Origin of the sequence: Achromobacter sp. ACM03 (genome assembly GCF_014851665.1) — a bacterium.
Taxonomy (GTDB): Bacteria; Pseudomonadota; Gammaproteobacteria; order Burkholderiales; family Burkholderiaceae_B; genus Achromobacter; species Achromobacter aegrifaciens.
This window is the reverse complement of the sequence record NZ_JACVAD010000004.1, coordinates 149,457-167,535: the sequence shown is the minus strand read 5'-3', so window position 1 is coordinate 167,535 and position 18,079 is coordinate 149,457. Positions and strand designations below refer to the sequence as shown.

Annotated in this window: 21 protein-coding genes; 7 read left to right on the top strand and 14 right to left on the bottom strand. The window is 67.8% G+C overall.

Features of this window, described 5'->3' with window-relative positions; translation table 11 throughout:
* Positions 1–31: 31 nt before the first annotated feature.
* Both rfbD and rfbC read left to right on the top strand, forming a co-directional pair.
* Positions 32–934 (top strand): dTDP-4-dehydrorhamnose reductase, encoded by a 903-nt coding sequence (gene rfbD / locus IB257_RS20070; protein ID WP_125471166.1) that lies wholly within the window; start codon positions 32–34, stop codon positions 932–934.
* Positions 931–1,473, top strand: a complete 543-nt coding sequence (gene rfbC, locus IB257_RS20065) for a dTDP-4-dehydrorhamnose 3,5-epimerase (RefSeq protein WP_125471167.1) — start codon at positions 931–933, stop codon at positions 1,471–1,473. The genes rfbD and rfbC overlap by 4 nt, the downstream gene beginning before the upstream one ends.
* 1 nt (position 1,474) lies before the next feature.
* Here rfbC and lipA read toward each other — a convergent pair whose 3' ends face one another.
* Entirely contained in the window at positions 1,475–2,479 is a 1,005-nt protein-coding gene (lipA, locus tag IB257_RS20060) for a lipoyl synthase (RefSeq protein WP_054457058.1), read from the bottom strand.
* Between the two features lie 171 nt (positions 2,480–2,650).
* Here lipA and IB257_RS20055 point away from each other — a divergent pair, with 171 nt between their 5' ends.
* Positions 2,651–3,463, top strand: coding sequence for a substrate-binding domain-containing protein (locus IB257_RS20055; RefSeq protein ID WP_192492711.1), 813 nt, complete (start codon positions 2,651–2,653; stop codon positions 3,461–3,463).
* A gap of 55 nt (positions 3,464–3,518) precedes the next feature.
* Here the strand turns inward: IB257_RS20055 and IB257_RS20050 are convergent, their stop codons facing one another.
* The 6 genes from IB257_RS20050 to IB257_RS20025 form a co-directional block, all read right to left on the bottom strand.
* Positions 3,519–4,238 (bottom strand): tetratricopeptide repeat protein, encoded by a 720-nt coding sequence (locus tag IB257_RS20050; RefSeq protein ID WP_175181534.1) that lies wholly within the window; start codon positions 4,236–4,238, stop codon positions 3,519–3,521.
* On the bottom strand, positions 4,235–4,873 hold the full coding sequence (gene lipB, locus IB257_RS20045) for a lipoyl(octanoyl) transferase LipB (RefSeq protein ID WP_054457064.1): 639 nt from the start codon (positions 4,871–4,873) through the stop codon (positions 4,235–4,237). The genes IB257_RS20050 and lipB overlap by 4 nt, the downstream gene beginning before the upstream one ends.
* Positions 4,874–4,891: 18 nt before the next feature.
* On the bottom strand, positions 4,892–5,167 hold the full coding sequence (locus tag IB257_RS20040) for a YbeD family protein (protein ID WP_054457066.1): 276 nt from the start codon (positions 5,165–5,167) through the stop codon (positions 4,892–4,894).
* Positions 5,168–5,329: 162 nt separating this feature from the next.
* Positions 5,330–6,196, bottom strand: a complete 867-nt coding sequence (locus tag IB257_RS20035) for a D-amino acid aminotransferase (RefSeq protein ID WP_054457068.1) — start codon at positions 6,194–6,196, stop codon at positions 5,330–5,332.
* Between the two features lie 129 nt (positions 6,197–6,325).
* Positions 6,326–7,591 (bottom strand): D-alanyl-D-alanine carboxypeptidase family protein, encoded by a 1,266-nt coding sequence (locus IB257_RS20030; RefSeq protein ID WP_118933510.1) that lies wholly within the window; start codon positions 7,589–7,591, stop codon positions 6,326–6,328.
* Between the two features lie 155 nt (positions 7,592–7,746).
* Positions 7,747–8,712 carry a GlxA family transcriptional regulator gene (locus tag IB257_RS20025; RefSeq protein ID WP_054457072.1) on the bottom strand — a complete coding sequence of 322 codons (966 nt, stop codon included), beginning with the start codon at positions 8,710–8,712 and terminating at the stop codon, positions 7,747–7,749.
* Positions 8,713–8,844: 132 nt separating this feature from the next.
* On the opposite strand from IB257_RS20025, the gene IB257_RS20020 reads away from it, so the two are divergent.
* On the top strand, positions 8,845–9,486 hold the full coding sequence (locus tag IB257_RS20020; protein ID WP_125471172.1) for an HD domain-containing protein: 642 nt from the start codon (positions 8,845–8,847) through the stop codon (positions 9,484–9,486).
* Positions 9,487–9,519: 33 nt separating this feature from the next.
* Here the strand turns inward: IB257_RS20020 and IB257_RS20015 are convergent, their stop codons facing one another.
* Genes IB257_RS20015 through IB257_RS19995 form a run of 5 tightly spaced genes read right to left on the bottom strand, consistent with a single transcriptional unit; the run spans position 9,520 to position 13,721 of the window.
* Positions 9,520–10,173, bottom strand: a complete 654-nt coding sequence (locus tag IB257_RS20015; RefSeq protein ID WP_054457076.1) for an alpha/beta hydrolase — start codon at positions 10,171–10,173, stop codon at positions 9,520–9,522.
* A 33-nt stretch (positions 10,174–10,206) separates the two neighbouring features.
* On the bottom strand, positions 10,207–10,806 hold the full coding sequence (locus tag IB257_RS20010; RefSeq protein ID WP_054457293.1) for an ABC-type transport auxiliary lipoprotein family protein: 600 nt from the start codon (positions 10,804–10,806) through the stop codon (positions 10,207–10,209).
* Complete coding sequence (locus IB257_RS20005) at positions 10,806–11,762, bottom strand: MlaD family protein (RefSeq protein WP_175159965.1); 957 nt, start codon at positions 11,760–11,762, stop codon at positions 10,806–10,808. The genes IB257_RS20010 and IB257_RS20005 overlap by 1 nt, the downstream gene beginning before the upstream one ends.
* Positions 11,749–12,588 (bottom strand): ABC transporter ATP-binding protein, encoded by an 840-nt coding sequence (locus IB257_RS20000; RefSeq protein WP_054457079.1) that lies wholly within the window; start codon positions 12,586–12,588, stop codon positions 11,749–11,751. The genes IB257_RS20005 and IB257_RS20000 overlap by 14 nt, the downstream gene beginning before the upstream one ends.
* Positions 12,588–13,721 carry an ABC transporter permease gene (locus IB257_RS19995; protein ID WP_192492710.1) on the bottom strand — a complete coding sequence of 378 codons (1,134 nt, stop codon included), beginning with the start codon at positions 13,719–13,721 and terminating at the stop codon, positions 12,588–12,590. The genes IB257_RS20000 and IB257_RS19995 overlap by 1 nt, the downstream gene beginning before the upstream one ends.
* Positions 13,722–13,814: 93 nt before the next feature.
* Between IB257_RS19995 and IB257_RS19990 the strand changes: the two genes are divergently transcribed.
* The 3 genes from IB257_RS19990 to IB257_RS19980 are packed head-to-tail and all read left to right on the top strand — an operon-like array spanning position 13,815 to position 15,656.
* Positions 13,815–14,663, top strand: a complete 849-nt coding sequence (locus tag IB257_RS19990; RefSeq protein WP_192492709.1) for a biotin--[acetyl-CoA-carboxylase] ligase — start codon at positions 13,815–13,817, stop codon at positions 14,661–14,663.
* Positions 14,660–15,466: a type III pantothenate kinase gene (locus IB257_RS19985; protein ID WP_192492708.1), complete on the top strand. Its 807-nt coding sequence runs from the start codon at positions 14,660–14,662 to the stop codon at positions 15,464–15,466. Before IB257_RS19990 ends, IB257_RS19985 begins: the two co-directional genes overlap by 4 nt.
* 16 nt (positions 15,467–15,482) lie before the next feature.
* Positions 15,483–15,656, top strand: coding sequence for a hypothetical protein (locus IB257_RS19980; protein WP_175159970.1), 174 nt, complete (start codon positions 15,483–15,485; stop codon positions 15,654–15,656).
* A gap of 36 nt (positions 15,657–15,692) precedes the next feature.
* Here IB257_RS19980 and IB257_RS19975 read toward each other — a convergent pair whose 3' ends face one another.
* Both IB257_RS19975 and waaC read right to left on the bottom strand, forming a co-directional pair.
* Entirely contained in the window at positions 15,693–16,994 is a 1,302-nt protein-coding gene (locus IB257_RS19975) for a 3-deoxy-D-manno-octulosonic acid transferase (RefSeq protein WP_192492707.1), read from the bottom strand.
* A 1-nt stretch (position 16,995) separates the two neighbouring features.
* On the bottom strand, positions 16,996–18,036 hold the full coding sequence (waaC, locus tag IB257_RS19970; RefSeq protein ID WP_192492706.1) for a lipopolysaccharide heptosyltransferase I: 1,041 nt from the start codon (positions 18,034–18,036) through the stop codon (positions 16,996–16,998).
* Between the last annotated feature and the right edge of the window lie 43 nt (positions 18,037–18,079).

Sequence of the window (18,079 nt, the reverse complement as noted above, 5' to 3'; positions counted from 1 at the left end):
AGAGAACGGTACGGAACTTGGCAGAGGCCGCGTGAAGATCTTATTGCTGGGCAAGGACGGCCAGGTCGGCCGGGAACTGAACCACGCCCTGCTCCCTCTCGGAGAGGTCGTGGCGCTGGGCCGCGACGGCGCGGATCTACGCGACCCGGATGCGCTGCTAGCGGTCTTGTCGTTCTGCCGGCCCGATGTGATCATCAATGCAGCCGCCTACACGGCAGTGGATGCAGCCGAAAGCGACCGGGAAACCGCCGCACAGGTCAATGCGCTGGCAGTTGCCACGCTGGCCCGCCACGCCCAGGCGGCCCGCGCCCTGCTGGTCCATTTTTCGACCGACTATGTGTTCGACGGCGCCCAACAGCGGGCCTACTCGGAAACCGATAGGCCCAATCCGCTGAACGTATACGGCAGCACCAAACTTGCGGGCGAGCAGGCCATCCAGGCCACGGGTTGCGATGCGCTGGTATTCAGGATCGGCTGGGTCCATTCGTGGCATGGCAAGAATTTCCTGAACTCCATGCTGCGCCTGGCGCTGGAACGCCAAAGCCTGAACGTGGTGTCCGACCAGCATGGCACGCCCACATCGGCCGAATTCGTCGCCGACATTACCGCCCAGGCGATTCGGCAACATTGCGCGGGGCAGTTGCCCGCCGGGACCTATCATCTGGCCGCCGCTGGTTCGACCGACTGGCATGCCTATGCAAGATACATCGTTGCCGGAGCAGCCGCACGCGGCGCCAGCCTGATGCTGGTCCCGGACCAGATCCATGCGATCGCGGCGCGGGACTATCCCGCAGCCGCGCGGCGGCCGAGCAACTCCACGCTGGATACCGCCAAACTGTCACGCGCGCTGCAATTGCCTATGCCATCATGGACCGAACAGGTAGATCGCACCCTGGACCAACTCAGCCAATCCGGCAACCCCGCATTCCGATGAAAGCCACCCCGCTCGCCATTCCCGACGTCTTGCTCCTGGAACCGAGAGTACTGGGCGACGAACGTGGCTTTTTCTTCGAAAGCTTCAACCAGGCAGTGTTCGAGGCGGCAACGGGGTTGCGGCGCAATTTCGTGCAGGACAATCATTCACGCTCAGCGCGGGGCGTCTTGCGCGGGCTGCATTATCAGATCGAACAACCCCAAGGCAAGCTCATGCGCGTGTGCGCGGGCGAGATCTTCGACGTAGCGGTGGATCTGCGGCGCGGCTCGCCGACATACGGGAAATGGGTGGGCACGCTACTGAGCGCGGAGAACAGGCGCCAGGTGTGGATACCGGAAGGCTTCGCCCACGGCTTCCTGACGCTGTCCGAGTTTGCCGAGGTGCTGTACAAGACCACGGACTATTACGCCCCGCAGCACGAACGCTGCATACGTTGGAACGATCCGCAGCTGGCAATTGCCTGGCCCTGCGTGCAACCGCCCCTGCTGTCCGAGAAGGACCGCAACGGCGCGCCGTTCGCCGACGCGCCGGCCTGCTGAATCAGTTCACGCCGGCGGCGTGCGCCTGTTCGTCGGCGTGGTACGAAGACCGCACCATCGCGCCCACCGCCGCATGCGAGAACCCCATCGCATAAGCTTCGCGCTCGAACATGGCGAAAGTATCCGGATGCACGTACCGCAGCACCGGCAGATGGTGTTCCGACGGCTGCAGATACTGCCCGATCGTCAGCATGTCCACGTTGTGCTCGCGCATATCCCGCATCACCTGCAGGATTTCCTCGTCGGTTTCGCCCAGGCCCAGCATCAGGCCGGACTTGGTGGGGACTTCGGGGTGCAGCTTCTTGAACTCGGCCAGCAGTTTCAGCGAGTGCATGTAGTCCGAGCCCGGGCGCGCCTGCTTGTACAGGCGCGGCACGGTTTCCAGGTTGTGGTTCATGACGTCCGGGGGACCGGCGTTGAGGATGGTCAGCGCGCGGTCCAGGCGGCCGCGGAAATCGGGCACCAGCACCTCGATGCGGGTGCTGGGCGACAGTTCGCGGATGTGCGTGATGCAATCCACGAAGTGGCCGGCGCCGCCGTCGCGCAGGTCGTCGCGGTCCACCGAGGTGATCACGACATAGGACAGCTTCATCGCGGCGATGGTGCGCGCCAGGTTCAGGGGTTCGTTGGTGTCCAGTGGATCCGGGCGGCCGTGGCCCACATCACAGAAGGGGCAGCGGCGGGTGCACTTGTCGCCCATGATCATGAACGTGGCCGTGCCCTTGCCGAAGCATTCACCGATGTTCGGGCAGGACGCTTCCTCGCACACCGTGTGCAGGTTGTGCTCGCGCAGGATGCGCTTGATGTCGTAGAAGCGCGAGCCGGGCGCGGCGGCCTTCACGCGGATCCATTCAGGCTTCTTCAGGCGCTCGGCCGGAACGATCTTGATCGGGATGCGCGCGGTCTTGGCCTGCGATTTCTGCTTTTGCGTCGGATCGTAGACCGCTTCCGCGGGCGCAGCGGCGGATTCGTTCGAGGGAACAGGAGACTCGGCGAGCGTAGACATGGAGCACCTTCATGACCGGCGCGAGCGCGCGCCGGGTCTGAGACAAAAACGGCATTTTACCCTCCGCCGCCCGGATCCGCCGCGCGGGGTCCCGTCCCCCGGGCGGCAAACCTCCTTGGCCGCAGCCGGGCTGGGTTATCGTCACGCCTGACGAATCCGCCGGTTTTGCCCATGTCTTCCCTGCCCCCGCCCCACCCCATCGCCCTGATCGCACCCCGACTGGACTGGGCGCCCGCGGCCCGCGCCATCCAGGCCTGCGCCGGATTGCTGCTGCCTGCGGGCTACTATCTGGCCGCCGGCCCCTGGCATGAGGCCCAGTCACAGCCCCTGCTGGGTGAGCTTCGCCCCGCCGCCGTCCTGGCCATCGGCCCGCTGGACGATCCCACCCTGCGCGCTGCCCTGGCGGCGCTGGAGCTCCCCGTCGTGGAGACCTGGAGCCTGTCCGCACAGCCGCTGGACGGCGCCGTGGTGGTCGACAACGCGGAAGCCGGCCGCATGGCGGCGCGGCACCTGGCCGCCAAGCGCCATGCGCGCGTCGCCTGCGTCAGCGCCGACAACCCGTGGGAACGCGCCCGGCGCGAAGGCTTCATCAGCAGCGCAGCCGCACTCGGATTGGAACTGGCAGCGGATATCGTGCAGCCTGAAGTGCAGCACATGAATGACGGCCGCATGGCCTTCCTGCGCTTGCTGACCACCAACACGATCTTCGATGCGGTGTTCTGCACGAGCGATCTGCTGGCCGCTGCCTCGGTCTCGGAAGCCCACAACCGCGACCTGCACGTGCCGCAGGACCTGGCGGTGCTGGGCTACTCGGACGACGGCAGCGCCGCGCAGTGGGCGCAGGGCTTGACCACCCTGGGCGCCGACGCCGCCCTCCTGGGTCGGCGCGCCGGCCAGTTGCTGCTGGACCGCCTGGATGGCGAATGCGGCACGGGCGAGCGGATTACGGTGGAAGTGGTTTTTGAGGAAAGATTGAGTACGTAGGACGGATTGCGCGACGGACGCCGGGCTCTTGCCTGCTCTGCCGCGCTACACCCAGCTACTCATATAGTGCGGGAAAACCGCTGTCCTGCAGCATGGTGTTGGCTTCCTGCAGAAACGCAGGCGTGGCGGTTTCAGGCACGCGCACCAGCCATTGCACGGCGTCCTGCTTCCGTCCGCGCAGCAACAGCAGCCGGCCCAGGTGGAACATGCCGCGGAAATCGCCGCCTTCGGCGCAGCGTTGATAACAGTCGAAGGCGCGTTCCATGTCCTGCTCGACCACCTCGCCAGCCTCGTAAAAGCGGCCGACGACGCCGATGGACTTCACGTGGCCGGCGTCTGCCGCCTTTTGGTAAAGGGCCAGCGCCGCCGCGGGATCCTGCGCCACGCTGCCGCGGCCGCTGCGCAGCATGTGAGCATAGTTGTACATGCCCCAGTCCAGACCCTTGTCCGCGGCCAGGCGGAACCAGTAGGCCGCGACCGTGTCGTCACGCGGCACGCCCCAGCCGTTCTCGTAGCAGCGGCCCACCATGTTGATGGCCATGGGGTGATCGGCATGGGCGGCGCGCTTGAACCACGTCAGCCCCTGTTCCGGATCGCGCTCCACGCCCGCGCCGTCCAGCAGCATCTGGCCGTAGATGGTCTGGGCTTCGATCAGCCCCAGTTCGGCCGCCGCGCGGATCCAGGCCGCATAGTCCTCGGCCGGCCCTTGTTCGCGCAGGCGGGCCAGTTCTTCTGGCGTGGTTGCGGCCACGTCGGCCGCGCTAAAGGTCTTCATGTCTTGTTCCTTGCGCGGTCCCAGGCCTGCGCCAGATTGCGCGCCAGCGCCTCGCCCGTCTCGGTGGGCTCGCGGCGCGCGCCACAGGCCGCCATGTCCACGGTGCGCAGGCCCGCATAGCCGCAGGGATTGATGCCCAGGAACGGCGTCAGGTCCATCTGCACGTTCAACGACACGCCATGGTAGGCACGGCCGTTGCGGATCTTGATGCCCAGCGCCGCGATCTTGGCCAGCTCGCCCCCGTCCGGATCGGGGACGTAGACGCCCGGCGCGCCGGGCTTGCGGCAGGCGTCGGCCACGCCCATCTGGGCCAGCGTGTCGATGACCGCGCCTTCCAGCAGATTGACGTATTCCTTGACGTAGATGTCGGCGCGGCGCAGGTCGAACAGCGCATAGGCCATGACCTGGCCAGGACCGTGGTAGGTCACCTGCCCGCCGCGGTCGCAATGGACGATGGGAATGTTGCCGGGGTTGAGCACGTGCTGGGGCAGGCCTGCCTGCCCCAGGGTGTAGACCGGCGCGTGTTCGCAGAGCCAGATCTCGTCAGGCGTATCGGCGCCGCGCAGATTGGTGTACGCCTGCATGTCGTGCCAGACCGACAGGTAGTCGGCCGGCCGCGCGAGCCACTTGATCACAGCTGTCCTGCTCTTGCGCTAGAGGACGATGGACACCATCGGATGACCGTGCAGGGCGCGGTAGAGCGCGTCCAGCTGCTCGCGCGAGGTCGCGCGCACCGTGAAGGTCAGGCCCATGTAGTTGCCGCCCTTGCTGGGCCGCATTTCCACCGTGGCGGCGTCGAACTCGGGATCGAACTGCAGCACGACTTCGGTCAGCGTCTGCGCGAATTCGGGATGCTGCTTGCCCATGACCTTGATGGGAAAGTCGCTGGGATATTCGATGAGGGAGTCTTCGGGCGGGATATGTTGCATGATGTGCCTATAAGGTGTTGCCCCCCAGGGCGCGGCCACGGCTCGATACTGCACCCGGGGATGCCTGCCACGGGGCGGCCAGATCCTGTCTATATGGGGGCAAACCGCCAGCCGGCAAGGCCGCCGGGGCGGCCCCGCGGGAGCCGCCCGGTATCGCCGGACTCAGAGCGCGGCGATGCGGGCATCATAACCCGCCCGCAATTGCGCAAAAACAGGGCCGGGCTTGCCCGAGCCCACCGGCTTGCCGTCCAGCGAGACGATGGCCAGCACTTCCTTGGTGGCCGAGGACAGCATCAGCTCGTCGGCCTCTTCCACCTCTTGCCGCGAGATCGGGCGCGACTCGAACGGGATGCCGGCCTCGGCGGCCAGCTCGCCCATCAGGCCATAGCGGATGCCTTCCAGGATGAGGTTGTTCTTGGGCGGCGCCAGCAGCTTGCCGCCGGACACGACCCAGATATTGGTCGATGAGCCTTCGGTCAGATAGCCGTCGCGGAACTGCACCACTTCGTCGACCTGCGCATCGACGGCCTGCTGCTTGGCCAGCACGTTGCCCAGCAACGACACCGATTTGATCTCGCAATGCAGCCAGCGCTCGTCCGGGATGCTGATGGCGCTCAAGCCGCGTTCGCGCTGCGCGGCAGGCGGCGGCGCCCACGCCGAGATCATGCCGAAAACCGTCGGAGCCACGGGCGTCGAGGGGAACTGGTGGTCGCGCTTGGCCACGCCGCGCGTCACCTGCAGGTAGACGATGCAGGTTTCAAGGTTGGTGCGCGCCAGCAATTGCTGGATCAGGTCGATCCAGCCCGCGCGGTCGAAGGGCTGCGCGATCCGCAAGGCAGCCAGGCTGCGGTCCAGGCGGTTGAGGTGTTCGGCCATGCGGAACGCATTGCCTTGGTACACGGGGACGACTTCGTAGATGCCATCGCCGAAAATGAAGCCGCGGTCCAGGACGGAGACCTTGGCCTCGTCCACGCGCAGAAACTCACCGTTGAGATACACCTGGCTTTCGCCCGGCACGCCCGGAATCATGAGGCACTCCTGAATATGAAATGGAGAGGGACGAACCGTCCGGTCCGTCCCGTGAATAGAGCACGGGCGTTTCATGCGAAACGCCCGTTGCTAGCTTACACCCGCGATAGCGCCCGCGGCGCGGCGGAATTACTCGAACCAGCGCTTGACGGTATCGACCATGCGGCCGAAGAAGCCGGCGCGTTCGACCGCGTCCTGCACCACCAGCGGTTCGGTGCGCAGCACCTTGCCGTCCAGCGTGAACTGCAGGGTGCCGACCTGCTGGCCCTTGGCCAGCGGGGCGATCAGCGGATCCGTGCGCTGCGCCACCGGCTTCAGGTCGCCGGCCTTGCCGCGCGGCACCGCGATCGACACGGGGTTGGGCGGGCCCAGCTTGACGTTTTCAACCGTGCCTTCCCAGACGCGCGCATCGATGCCGGGCTGGCTCTTGTCGAACAGCTTCACGGTATCGAAGTTCTGGAAGCTCCAGTTCAGAAGCTTCAGGCTTTCCTCGGCGCGCGTGGCTTCGCTGTCCGTGCCCACCACGACCACCAGGATGCGGCGGTCGCCGCGCACCGCGGTCGACACCAGGCAATAGCCGGCCGAATCGGTGTGGCCGGTCTTCATGCCGTCCACCGACGGGTCGGCCCACAGCAGGCGGTTGCGGTTGGGCTGGGTGATCTTGTTGTAGGTGTAGCTCTTCTGCTTGTAGTAGTGGAAGTGGTCCGGATGATCGGTGATCAGGTGCGACGACAGGATCGCCAGATCGCGCGTGGACGTCATGTGCTGCGGATCGGGCAGACCCGTGGCGTTCATGAAGTGCGTGTTGCGCATGCCCAGGCGTTCGGCTTCCTGGTTCATCAGCGAAGCGAAAGAAGCCTCGCTGCCGCCCACGGCCTCGGCCAGGGCCACGGAGGCGTCGTTGCCGGACTGCACGATCATGCCCTGGTTGAGTTCGTCGACCGTGACCGGCTTGCGCGGTTCGATGAACATGCGCGAACCGCCCGTGCGCCAGGCGCGCTCGGACACCGGCACGGTCTGCTCCAGCGTCAGGCGCTTTTCGTCCAGCGCGTTGAACACGACATAGGCCGTCATGATCTTGGTGAGCGATGCCGGTTCCACCTTCATGTCCGGGTTGGAAGCGGCCAGGGTCTGGCCGCTGTTCACGTCCATCACGATCCAGGCCTTGGCCGCGATCGTGGGGGCCGGCACGGCCGAGACGTCGCCCACGGGCACCACCGCCGAAGCATTCGGCGCCGGGGCCGCGGCGCCGGCGGCTGCGGCGGGCGCCGCGGCGGGAGCCTGCTGCGCCCAGACCGGCATCGAAGCCGCCAGCATGGCTGACAGCACCGCGCCTGACAGCAGGCGGCGGGTAAAGACAACGGGGGAGTGAGCGGAGTAAGGCAAATTCTTCATCGGCAACGTGGGTCCAGTAATGACGCCCGCCGGCGCGGGGCAAGTGGCTGACAATTATAGGCAGTCGATCAGACCCGTCCGGCCCGCTCGGGGTTCCCGCGCATTTAAAACATGCAACTTGATGCAACCTGCCGGCCTCGGGATGTGGCAACGGATCAATCCGTACCGCCACCGTGATGCCGGCGGTACACGGCCGGAGAAACCCCCACGTGCTTGACGAAGGCGCGACGCAAGGTGTCGACGTTGGCAAAGCCGCATTGCGCGGCCGCCTGCTTGGGCGTGGCGGCGCCCGCCTCCAGCAGCGCGCGGGCCGCAGCGATGCGCGTCATCTCCACCCACGCGGCCGGCGTGACGCCGACCTCGGCATGGAACAGCCGCGCAAAATGCCGGGGACTCAGGCCGGCGTGCTCGGCCAGCGCGTCCACCGACAACGGCAGCCCGGGATTGCCGGCGACCCAGCGCTGGACTTCTTGCAGGGCCGAGCGCCCGACCGGACCGGCCTGCCCCCTGCGGCTGAACTGCAGTTGGCCGCCGGGCCGCTTGAAGAACATCACCAGCTGGGCAGCCACGTTGGCGGCCACCTCCCGGCCCAGATCCTCCTCCACCAGCGACAGCGCCAGATCCAGTCCGGCCGTGACGCCAGCGGAGGTGCGCACCTTGCCGTCGCGCACATGCAGGGCGTCTTCCTCGACGGTCACCTTGGGATAGGCCAGGCGCAATTGCGCAGCCGCATTCCAATGGGTCGTCACGCGCCGGCCATCCAGCAGGCCGGCTGCGGCCAGCATGAACGCGCCAGTGCAGACGGAGCCATAGCGCCGGGCGCCCCGGGCCGTCACGCGCAGCCAGCGCAAGGCGGAACTGCTGAGCATTGCGCTGGCGGCCTGCGGCGTGCCGGCGACCAACAGGGTATCGAGACGCGCGATCGGATCGCCCACCGCCAGGTCGGGCAGCAGGCGCGCGCCCGACGAACAGCGGATGGGCCCGGCCTCATAGCCCACCACGCGCAGCGCATATAGCTCGCGTCCAAGTTCGGCATTGGCCTGGGCGAATACGTCCAGGGGGCCGGAGACATCCAGCATCTGGACGCCGGGCAGCGCAAGAATGGCTATGGTCTTGGTCATGGCATCGCGCCTGGACGGCAGGCGTCGGGAAATCGCATGTTTTGGCGGAATCTGGCGTATTACGACAATTGAAGCCATTCTAGTACGGCGGGAGAATTTATCGAACCCCCACCCCACGCAAGGACTCCCGCCATGAACCCTGTCATCGACGGCATTCAGATTCCCGACAGCAAGCTCGCCCGCGAAATCACGGAATTGGTGCGCGACACCGCCACGCCGCTGCTGTTCCACCACTCCAGCCGGGTCTACTACTTCGGCGCGCTTGCCGGCAAGCGGCGCGGACTGAAGTTCGACCCGGAATTGCTCTATTGCGGCTGCATGTTCCACGACATGGGCCTGACGCATCAGCACAGCAGCGACTGCTGCCGCTTCGAAGTAGACGGCGCCAACGCGGCGCGCGATTTCCTTGGCAGCCGCGGCATCGCCCAACAAGACATCGATCTGGTGTGGACCGCCATTGCGCTGCACACGACGCCCGGCATTCCCGAATTCATGCATCCGGTGGTCGCGCTGGTGACGGCGGGCGTGGAAATGGACGTGCTGGGCCTGACCTACGGCGACTACAGCGACACCCAGCGCGAAGCCGTGGTCGCTGCGCATCCACGCGGGCCAGGCTTCAAGGAAGAAATCATCCAGGCGTTCTACGACGGCATCAAACACAAGCCGCAGACCACCTTCGGCAACGTCAAGGCCGATGTCATCGCCGACAAGGAACCGGCCTTCAGGCCCGGCAATTTTTGCAGCGTGATCCGCGGCTCGCGCTGGCCGGGCTGAACCTGCTGCGCCGCGCAAGCGGCGCCCCCGGTTTTAGTCCAGCGCAACCTTCAGCCGCGCCTGCACCAACTGGCGCAGCACCAGGAGCTTGCCGTGGAAGAAGTGCGATGCGCCCGGCACCACCACCACGGGGATGGAACGCGGGCGCGCCCAGTCCATGGCTTCGGACAGCGGCACGACTTCGTCTTCCTCGCCGTGCACCATCAGCGTATCGTCCGGCACCTGCACTTCGTGCGACTGGAAGCGGTTCACGGCGGGGCCCATCAGCATCAGGGCGGAGGGCAGTACCGTGTCGCCCTGCTCGGCGAGGGCGGCATAGGTCTGCGCGGCGACGGCAGTGCCAAACGAAAAGCCGGCCAGCACCCACGGCGCCTGGGCCAGTTCCGGGTGCAGCTCGCGCATCTGCGCCACGACCGCCAGCATGTCCTGGGTTTCGCCCACGGATTTGTCGAAGACGCCCTCGGACTGCCCGACGCCGCGGAAATTGGGCCGCACCGCCACCAGGCCATGCTGCACGCAGGCGCGCGACAGGGTCGTGACCACCTTGTTCTCGCGCGCGCCGCCCTGCAGCGGGTGCGGATGCAGAACCAGCGCCCAGCCTCGCGGCGTACCCGCGGGCCAGTCCACGGCGCAATCGATGCGGCCGGCGGCTCCGTTGAAGGCGTGGGTTTCAGTGCGTGCGGACATGGCGTGACTCAGGATGCGGGAAAAACAGCGATCTTAACCGCCCGGCCTGGCGGCGGGCTTGGGCGTCGTGGCAAGCCACTGCGCCAATTGGTCCGCGGCATCGTCCGTCGCTTGACGCAATGCCGCGACTCCGCCCTGCGCGTCCTGCGTGGGCGCGGGCGCGCGGGCCTCGATGCGCGTCTGGCCCACCACGCTGCGGCCGCTGAGCAAGACCGCCTGCAGCAGCACGCGGCCTTCGCTGGACTGGCCGTCGGCCGCGAATACCTGTTCGAACTGGGACAACGACACCTGCAATTGCGGCGTCTGCAGGGTGACGCGCTCGTCCAGCACCGGCCCCTGGCGCGACAGGCGCTCCGTGAGACGCTGACGCACCAGGTCCGCCGGCGGCGAGGCCCAGCGGTAACTGGCATAGGCCTTGGGCGCGGCGCTGTCTCCCACGCGCCAGATCACCCCCGTGTCGGACAGGCTGGGCACGGCCTGGAAGACCAGCGCAAGCGGCGCGCGCGCGGGCAAGGCCGGCGTGGGCCGGGAGTCCAGGCCCAGGTCGAATACCGAAGGCGGGGCTGCCACGCGGCCGATGCCGCAACCGGCCAGGGCCAGCGTCAGGATTAGAACGGCGCTACGCATCTTCATCATTTGGGCGATCTCCCGAAGCCTGCAAAACCGGCCTCGCCGGGCCCGGGCTCGCGGGGCGCCGGGCCGAACAGGAACGATTGCGGCGTGTTGTCCACACGGCGCAGAGTAACGGTGGCGCCGCGCGCGGCCGCGCTGACGTTGGTGGCCATGCTGGTGATGGCGGGCAGGGTCTCGCCATCCAGCCGCGCGGCGGCCAGGGCGATGTCGTTGAGGCTGCTGGTGGCGGCGGACAGGGGACCATCTGGCGCGTTCAGGCGGGCCAGCGACTGGCGGGCCTGCGCCGCCAGGTCGCCGACTTCCCGCGCGGCGCGGTCGGCCTGGCGCGAGGTCTTGTCCAGCGAATCGATCAGGGGACCGAGCTTGGCCAGCGTAGGCGCCAGATCCTGGCTGGCCCCCCTGAGCGACTGGGTGATGTCGTTGGCGTTCTGCAGGCTGGCGGTGAGCGCCTGCACGTTCTGCTCGCTGAGCACGCGCCGCAGCTGCTCGGTGACCTCCTCGACGTTGGAGATCAGCTTGCCGCCGCGCTGCTCGATGCGGTCGAGAAAACCGGGGCGCAGCGGAATGGCTGCCGGATGCGCGGCCGACGACGCCAGCCGCTTCATCGAGGTGCCGTCATCGCGCAGCTCCACGTTGGAAATGCCGGTCACGCCCTGCACGCCCAGTTCGGCCCAGGTGGACTCGGTGATCGGCGTGTTGGGCGCCACGCCGATGCGGATGCGCACCTGCCCGGGCTTGTCCGGGTTCAGGGCCAGGGACTGCACCTTGCCCACTGGCACGCCCTGATAGCGCACCGTGGACTGCGGGTTCAGGCCGCTGACGGCGGTCGCGGAGATGATTTCGTATGGCTGCAGCTGAGTCCGGTCGCGTCCGATCCAGATGGCCACCAAGGCGGCTGCGGCCAGCAAGGCCAGCGTGAAGATGCCGGCCATGAGCGCATGACTACGGTTTTCCATGATGCAATCCCTTCGGCGCCAGATCCCCCAGCGCGCGCAGACCGCGCTCGCCCAGGAAGAACGTGTGAATGAACGGGTGATCGACCTTCAATACTTCCGGCACCGTGTCGCACACGATCACCCGTTTGTCCGCCAGCACGGCGACGCGCGTGGCCAGCGCCAGCAGCGTGTCCAGGTCGTGCGTCACCATGACGACGGTGAATCCCAATTGCCGGTGCAGGCTGCGCACCAGATCCACGAACTCGTCGGAGCGCAGCGGGTCCAGGCCAGCCGTGGGTTCGTCCAGGAACAGCAGCTCCGGATCCAGCGACAGCGCACGCGCCAGCGCCACGCGCTTGACCATGCCGCCAGACAGGTCCGACGGCCGCTTGTCGGCATCGCGCGCCGACAGGCCCACCATCGCCAGCCGGCACATGACGACATCGCGCACCAGGTCTTCCGGCACGGTGCGCAGTTCGCGCAGCGGCAAGGCCACATTGTCGAACACCGACAGCGCGGAGAACAACGCCCCCGCCTGGAACAGCATGCCCCAGCGATAGGACAACCGCCGGCGTTCAGCCGCCGTCAGTTCGAACAGCGAATGACCAAGCACCCGCACCGTGCCCGCGGCCGGCCGGTCCAACCCGATGATCTGCCGCAGCAGCACCGTCTTGCCCGTGCCCGAGCCGCCCACCAGCACCAGGATCTCGCCGGGGAAGACGGTCAGGTCCAGATTGTCGTGCACCACGTGGTCGCCAAACGCCGTGCGCAGCCCGCGCACGGTGATGACGGGTTCTACCGTAACGCCATCCTCGGTGAAAAGCTTGTGCTGGGCGGCGCTGTTCATCAGATGCCCACCGAGCTGAAAATCACGGCATACAGCGCGTCCAGCAGGATCACGCCGGTAATCGAGGTGACCACCGATGTGGTGGTGCCGCGACCCAGGCTTTCCGTGTTGGGCTGGATGCGCAGCCCGAAATGGCAGGCGATCAGCGCGATCAGCATGCCGAAGGTCACGCCCTTGAGGATGCCGATCCAGTAGTTGGTCAGCGAAATCGCGTCCGGCAGCGACTGCAGGAACCATTGCGCCGACACGCCCAGCTGCATCTGCGCGGCGAGCATGCCGCCCAACAGCGCCATGGCGTCCGTCCACAGCACCAATAACGGCATGGTCACAGCCAGCGCCACCACTCGCGGCAGGATCAGGCGTTGCCCATGCGAAATGCCCATGACCAGCATCGCATCGAGTTCCTGCGTCACCCGCATCACGCCGATCTGCGCCGTGATCGCGGAACCCGAGCGGCCCGCCACCAGGATGGCGGCCAGTACCGGCCCCAGTTCGCGCACGATGGATACGCCCAGCAGGCGCACGATGAAACGGTCGGCGCCGAACATCTGCAACTGCTGCGCCGACAGGTAGGACAGCACCACGCCGATCAGGAAGCCGACCAGCGCCGTGATGCCCAGCGCCTGAGCGCCGGTGCGGTACACCTGCGCCGAAATCTCGCGCCACGGCCCCAGCCGCGGGCGCAACAGCATGCCGCCCAGGTCCAGGACCAGCTGCCCCAGCATGATGAGCAAGGCACGGCCGTTGTCGATAGCCAGGAAGATCGCCTCGCCCATCGCACGCAGCCAGCTCAATGGGTCGCGCTTGGGCGCGGCGGCCGGGGTCTCGCCCTTGTTCAGGGCCAGCGCGTTGAAGACATCCTGCTGGCCGGCGGACCAGCGCACGCGCTCGGGCAGCTTATTGCCCCAGGCTTCCCAGATGAGCAGCGCGCCTATCGTGTCCAGCCGGCCGATGCCGTGCAGGTCCCAGCGCGCGCCGCCATCGGTGGCGCAGGCCAGCGCCTCGCGGCGGCGCTGGACCTCGCCAGGCTCGGCCAGCGCCAGCACGCTCCAGTCGCCGGCCACATGGCACACGCCTCCTTCGAAACGGAAGGGCGCGGCGGCGGCAGGTGCGGACGAGGCGGAATGCGGCATGAAGACAGAATACCGATGCAAAATGTATCGCCAATCATAAACGCTGGCGCCGGCAGACCGCGAGCGCGGGCCGCGTGCCCTACAATCGCCGCCATGTCCGCTCAAGCCAGCCCCATCGACCTGCCCGCGCCGGAAACCCTGGCCCGCACGCTCAGCACGCGCCTGCCCGCCTTCCAGGACATCTCCTGGATCGGCAGCACTGGATCGACCAATGCCGATCTCCTGGCCCGCGCTCGCGCCGACAGCGGCGGCAAGCCCTGGCTGCTGGGCACGCACCTGCAGGAAACCGGCCGCGGCCGCGCCGGCCGTCCCTGGCAGAACCGCACGGGCTCCACGCTGATGTTCTCCTGTGCGTTCGACGTGCACCTTCCGCCCGCGCAACTGCCCGCGCTGTCACCGCTGGCCGGCATCGCCGCCTGCGAGGCTCTGCGCACCGTCGCTGGCCCGCAAGCCACCGGGCTGTGCATGAAGTGGCCCAACGACGTGCAGTGGCACGACGCCAAGCTGGCAGGCGTACTGGTCGAGACCGCCCGCAACCCCGGCGGCAGCGAGGCCGGCCATACGGTCGTCATCGGCATGGGCGTGAACCTGACCGACGCCGCCCGGCTGTCGCTCGCGCTGGAACGCGAAGTCGCCGACTGGAGCCAGGTGCAGGCAGCAGCCGCCCGCCAGGCCTCCGCCGCCGACCTGGTCTGCGCCAGCGCCATGGCCTGGCTGGAAGCGGTCCAGGCCCTGGAGCGCGAAGGCTTTGGCGCCTTCAGGCCGCGTTTCGACCAGGTGGACGCTTTGGCCGGCCGCAAGGTCAACGTGCTGGACAAGGGCGCTATTCTTCTAGGCGGTACCGCCTGCGGCGTGGACGAACAAGGCCGCCTGCTGGTGCAAACCCCCGAGGGCACCCAACCGATCCTGGTCGGTGAAATCTCGATTCGACGCCAAGCATGATTATTCTCATCGACTCCGGCAACAGCCGTCTCAAGGTGGGTTGGCTGGACGCCAGCAACCCCGACACGCCGCGCGAACCCGCGGCGGTCGCCTTCGACGGGCTGGACCTGGACGCCCTGGACCGCTGGCTGTCCGCCTTGCCGCGCCGCCCCTTGCGCGCGCTGGGCGTGAACGTCGCCGGCGAGGCCCGCGGCGCGGCCATCGCCGCCATCCTGCAAAAACATGGCTGCACGGTGACCTGGTCGCCGTCGCAAGCAACCACGCTGGGGTTGGTCAACAGCTACAAGACGCCCACGCAGCTGGGCGCCGACCGCTGGGCCTCACTGCTGGGCGTGCTGTCGCGCCTGCCTGGCGCGCACCCGCCCTTCGTGCTGGCCAGCTTCGGCACCGCCACCACCATCGACACCGTCGGCCCCGACAACGTCTTTGCCGGCGGCCTGATCCTGCCAGGCCCGGCCATGATGCGCAGCGCGCTGGCCCACGGCACCGCCAACCTGCCCATCGCCAACGGCCAGGTCGTGGCCTATCCCACGGACACGCACGAAGCCATCGCCTCCGGCATCGCCGCCGCGCAGGCCGGCGCCGTCGTGCGCCAATGGCTGGCGGGACGCCAGCGCTACGGCCAGACGCCGCAGATCTACGCGGCGGGCGGCGGTTGGCCTGAAGTGCATCAGGAAATCGAACGCCTGCTGGCGGACGCGGGCGGCACCGAAGGTGCGGCCCCCGTGCCCATCTATCTGGATCACCCCGTCCTGGACGGCCTGGCCGCGGTCGCCCGCGCCACCCTGGACGACCAAGTCTGAACGGGAGACCCCGGCCATGCGCGTGCTTTTCATCCTCATCCTGCTGGCGAATCTGGGGGTTTATGCGCTGGGCCAGGGCTGGCTGGGCGTGCGTCCCGAGGACGAAGGCCGCGACCCGCGCCGCTTCAATCAGGAACTCAATCCGGGCGCGGTGACCCTGGTTCCCAAGATCCCGCCTGCCGCCCCCTGAAGCCCCGTCCGGCGCATACGCCGGTGAACCCGGGCGCTAGCCCCCCTTTCCTGCCTCCAACCAAGGCGCCAGCGCGTCCAGCGTGCGCCCCGTGGCTCCCGAATGCATGCGAAACCATGCCAGCGCCGCCTCAGCCGTGCGCTGGCGGCGCGGTTCGTCCGTCAGCAATGCCATGGCCGCTTCCACCGCCTGGCCGGCGTCGGCCGCGCGCAGCACCGCGCCCGCCGCGATGGCGTCTTCCGCCGCCTGCTTGAAATTGAAGGTGTGCGGGCCGACGATGACCGGTACGCCCGCCGCACAAGCCTCAATCAGATTCTGCCCGCCCAGCGGCGCAAAACTGCCCGCCACGATCGCCACATCCGAAGCGGCATAGTGGAACGCCATCTCGCCCAGCGTGTCGCCCAGCAGCACCGCCGTACCCGGCCCCGGCGCTACGCCTTCGGAACGCCGGACATACGGCAGCCCGGCCTCCGACAACAGACGCGCAGCCTCATCAAAGCGCTGCGGATGACGCGGAATCAACAGGAACAAGGGCGCGCCCGGCATCGCGGCGTGACGCTTGATGGCCTCGATGAAACCGCTATCCTCGCCCTCCCGCGTACTGGCCACCGCCACCACACGCCGGCCCAGCTGTTCGCGCCAGGCTTGCCCCGCGGCAACCTGCGGCGCCGGCAAGACCAGATCGAATTTCAGATTGCCCGTCACGACGGGCTGCGGCGCCCCAGCCTGCACCAGCCGGTCCGCGTCCTCCGCGGTCTGCGCCAGCACCGAGTCAAGCCCGCCCAGCGCTTCACGCATCACGCCGCCCATCCTGCCCGCCTGGCGCAGCGACGACACCGAAAACCGGGCGCTCACCAACGCCATGGGCACGCCAGCGCCGCGCGCGGCCGCCAGCAGGTTCGGCCAGATCTCGCGTTCGATGAGCAGGCCGCAACGCGGCCGATACGCCACCATGAAACGGCGGGTTGCGCCGGGAAAGTCATAAGGCAGCCATGCCTGGCGCAACTGGCCGCGGGCGATCGCATCCGCGTACTGGCGTGCGCCCTCGGCCCGGCCGGTGGCTGTCATGTGCGTCAGCAACACCGGCAGGCCGCGGTCCAGCAAGGCTTGCAGCAGAGGCTGTGCGGCGCGCGTCTCGCCCAGGCTGACGGCATGCACCCAGACCGGTGCGGTCCAGGACGCGGCAGCGGCCGTAGCCGTGGCAGGCGCGGCGTGGCCGAAGCGTTCAGAAGAGAAGATTTCCCATTGTCCGCCCGCGCGCCGGGCGCGGTGGCCCATCCAGAGCCAGACCAGCGGTGATAGAGCCCTGAGCGCCAGCGAGTAAACGCCGCGATTCATGTCACTGGGCGGCCAAGGCCTGCTCCACCGCCGCCATCACGGCCTCGCGCGACGGCGAAGCCCCGCGGTCGCCCAGGCTGGCGGTGTAGCTGGAACCGACCAGCGGGGTGCGCACCGGCGTGGAGGCACGGTATATGCCGATGGTGGGCCGGCCCAGGGCGGCCGATAGATGGGTCAGGCCGCTATCGAGCCCCACCATCAGGCGGGACGCGGCCAGCAGGCCCGCCACCGCGCTCAGGTCCATGCGGGGCATCACCTCGGCGCCGTCCATGCCGGCAATCAGCAACCGGGCGCGCTCGGCTTCCTGCTCGTTCCCCGCCAGCAATTTCAGGGTGCAGCCGGCCTCGCGCAGGCGGCGGAACACGACGCGCCAGTCTTCTTCCGGCCAGAGTTTGTCGTCGCGGCTGGCCGACGGCATGATCACGGCGTAGCCGCGGTCCGTATCCAGATGGTGCAAGCGCGGCAGTTCGGCGACGTTCATACCCTCGCTGCCGACTTCCAGCACCGGGTCCGCCGCAGGCTGCGTCGCCTGCCGCGCAAAAGCCTGCAGACCGAAATCGGGCGCACCGGCGTATTGGTAGCCGAACGTCAGGGCAGCCAGCTTGCGCTGGCGGATCACCGCCGGCTGCCAGAATTCCACCCTGTGCCGCACGTTGTAGAACAGCGACGCCAGCGGCTCGCGCGCAGAGCGCCAGTCCAGCCCGTGCCGTACGCCACGGGTCTGGCGCACCAGCCAGGCGGATTTCAGGAGCGCCTGCATGTCCAGGACGATGTCGTACTGTTTGGACCGCAGGCGTTCCTTCAGCGCCCGGCGCTCGGCCCGGACCTGCGTAGACCACCAGGCCTTGCGCCAGCGCCTATGGGCCACCTTGATGACTTCATTGACTGCTGGATGCCATGCCGGGATGTCCGCAAAAGCTTCTTCTGCAATCCAGTCGATCTCCGCGTCCGGCACATGCCGGGCGATGTCGGATATGGCGGGCAGCATGTGCACCAGATCGCCTAGTGAAGAAGTGCGAACAATGAGGATGCGTGTTGGCATTGACAAAAGCACAAAAGACCGCATGACGCGGAGTCGAAATCAT

Excerpts from the sequence above, each read along its gene's own strand:
- lipA (WP_054457058.1), bottom strand. The coding sequence starts at position 2,479 with ATGTCTACGCTCGCCGAGTCTCCTGTTCCCTCGAACGAATCCGCCGCT.
- IB257_RS20040 (WP_054457066.1), bottom strand. The coding sequence starts at position 5,167 with ATGCAACATATCCCGCCCGAAGACTCCCTCATCGAATATCCCAGCGAC.
- rfbC (WP_125471167.1), top strand. The coding sequence starts at position 931 with ATGAAAGCCACCCCGCTCGCCATTCCCGACGTCTTGCTCCTGGAACCG.
- IB257_RS20035 (WP_054457068.1), bottom strand. The coding sequence starts at position 6,196 with ATGATTCCGGGCGTGCCGGGCGAAAGCCAGGTGTATCTCAACGGTGAG.
- IB257_RS19985 (WP_192492708.1), top strand. The coding sequence starts at position 14,660 with ATGATTATTCTCATCGACTCCGGCAACAGCCGTCTCAAGGTGGGTTGG.
- IB257_RS19995 (WP_192492710.1), bottom strand. The coding sequence starts at position 13,721 with ATGCCGCATTCCGCCTCGTCCGCACCTGCCGCCGCCGCGCCCTTCCGT.
- IB257_RS19975 (WP_192492707.1), bottom strand. The coding sequence starts at position 16,994 with ATGAATCGCGGCGTTTACTCGCTGGCGCTCAGGGCTCTATCACCGCTG.
- IB257_RS20000 (WP_054457079.1), bottom strand. The coding sequence starts at position 12,588 with ATGAACAGCGCCGCCCAGCACAAGCTTTTCACCGAGGATGGCGTTACG.
- IB257_RS20050 (WP_175181534.1), bottom strand. The coding sequence starts at position 4,238 with ATGAAGACCTTTAGCGCGGCCGACGTGGCCGCAACCACGCCAGAAGAA.
- IB257_RS20055 (WP_192492711.1), top strand. The coding sequence starts at position 2,651 with ATGTCTTCCCTGCCCCCGCCCCACCCCATCGCCCTGATCGCACCCCGA.
- IB257_RS20005 (WP_175159965.1), bottom strand. The coding sequence starts at position 11,762 with ATGGAAAACCGTAGTCATGCGCTCATGGCCGGCATCTTCACGCTGGCC.
- waaC (WP_192492706.1), bottom strand. The coding sequence starts at position 18,036 with ATGCCAACACGCATCCTCATTGTTCGCACTTCTTCACTAGGCGATCTG.
- IB257_RS20030 (WP_118933510.1), bottom strand. The coding sequence starts at position 7,591 with ATGAAGAATTTGCCTTACTCCGCTCACTCCCCCGTTGTCTTTACCCGC.
- IB257_RS20020 (WP_125471172.1), top strand. The coding sequence starts at position 8,845 with ATGAACCCTGTCATCGACGGCATTCAGATTCCCGACAGCAAGCTCGCC.
- IB257_RS20025 (WP_054457072.1), bottom strand. The coding sequence starts at position 8,712 with ATGACCAAGACCATAGCCATTCTTGCGCTGCCCGGCGTCCAGATGCTG.
- IB257_RS20015 (WP_054457076.1), bottom strand. The coding sequence starts at position 10,173 with ATGTCCGCACGCACTGAAACCCACGCCTTCAACGGAGCCGCCGGCCGC.
- IB257_RS20010 (WP_054457293.1), bottom strand. The coding sequence starts at position 10,806 with ATGAAGATGCGTAGCGCCGTTCTAATCCTGACGCTGGCCCTGGCCGGT.
- IB257_RS19980 (WP_175159970.1), top strand. The coding sequence starts at position 15,483 with ATGCGCGTGCTTTTCATCCTCATCCTGCTGGCGAATCTGGGGGTTTAT.
- IB257_RS19990 (WP_192492709.1), top strand. The coding sequence starts at position 13,815 with ATGTCCGCTCAAGCCAGCCCCATCGACCTGCCCGCGCCGGAAACCCTG.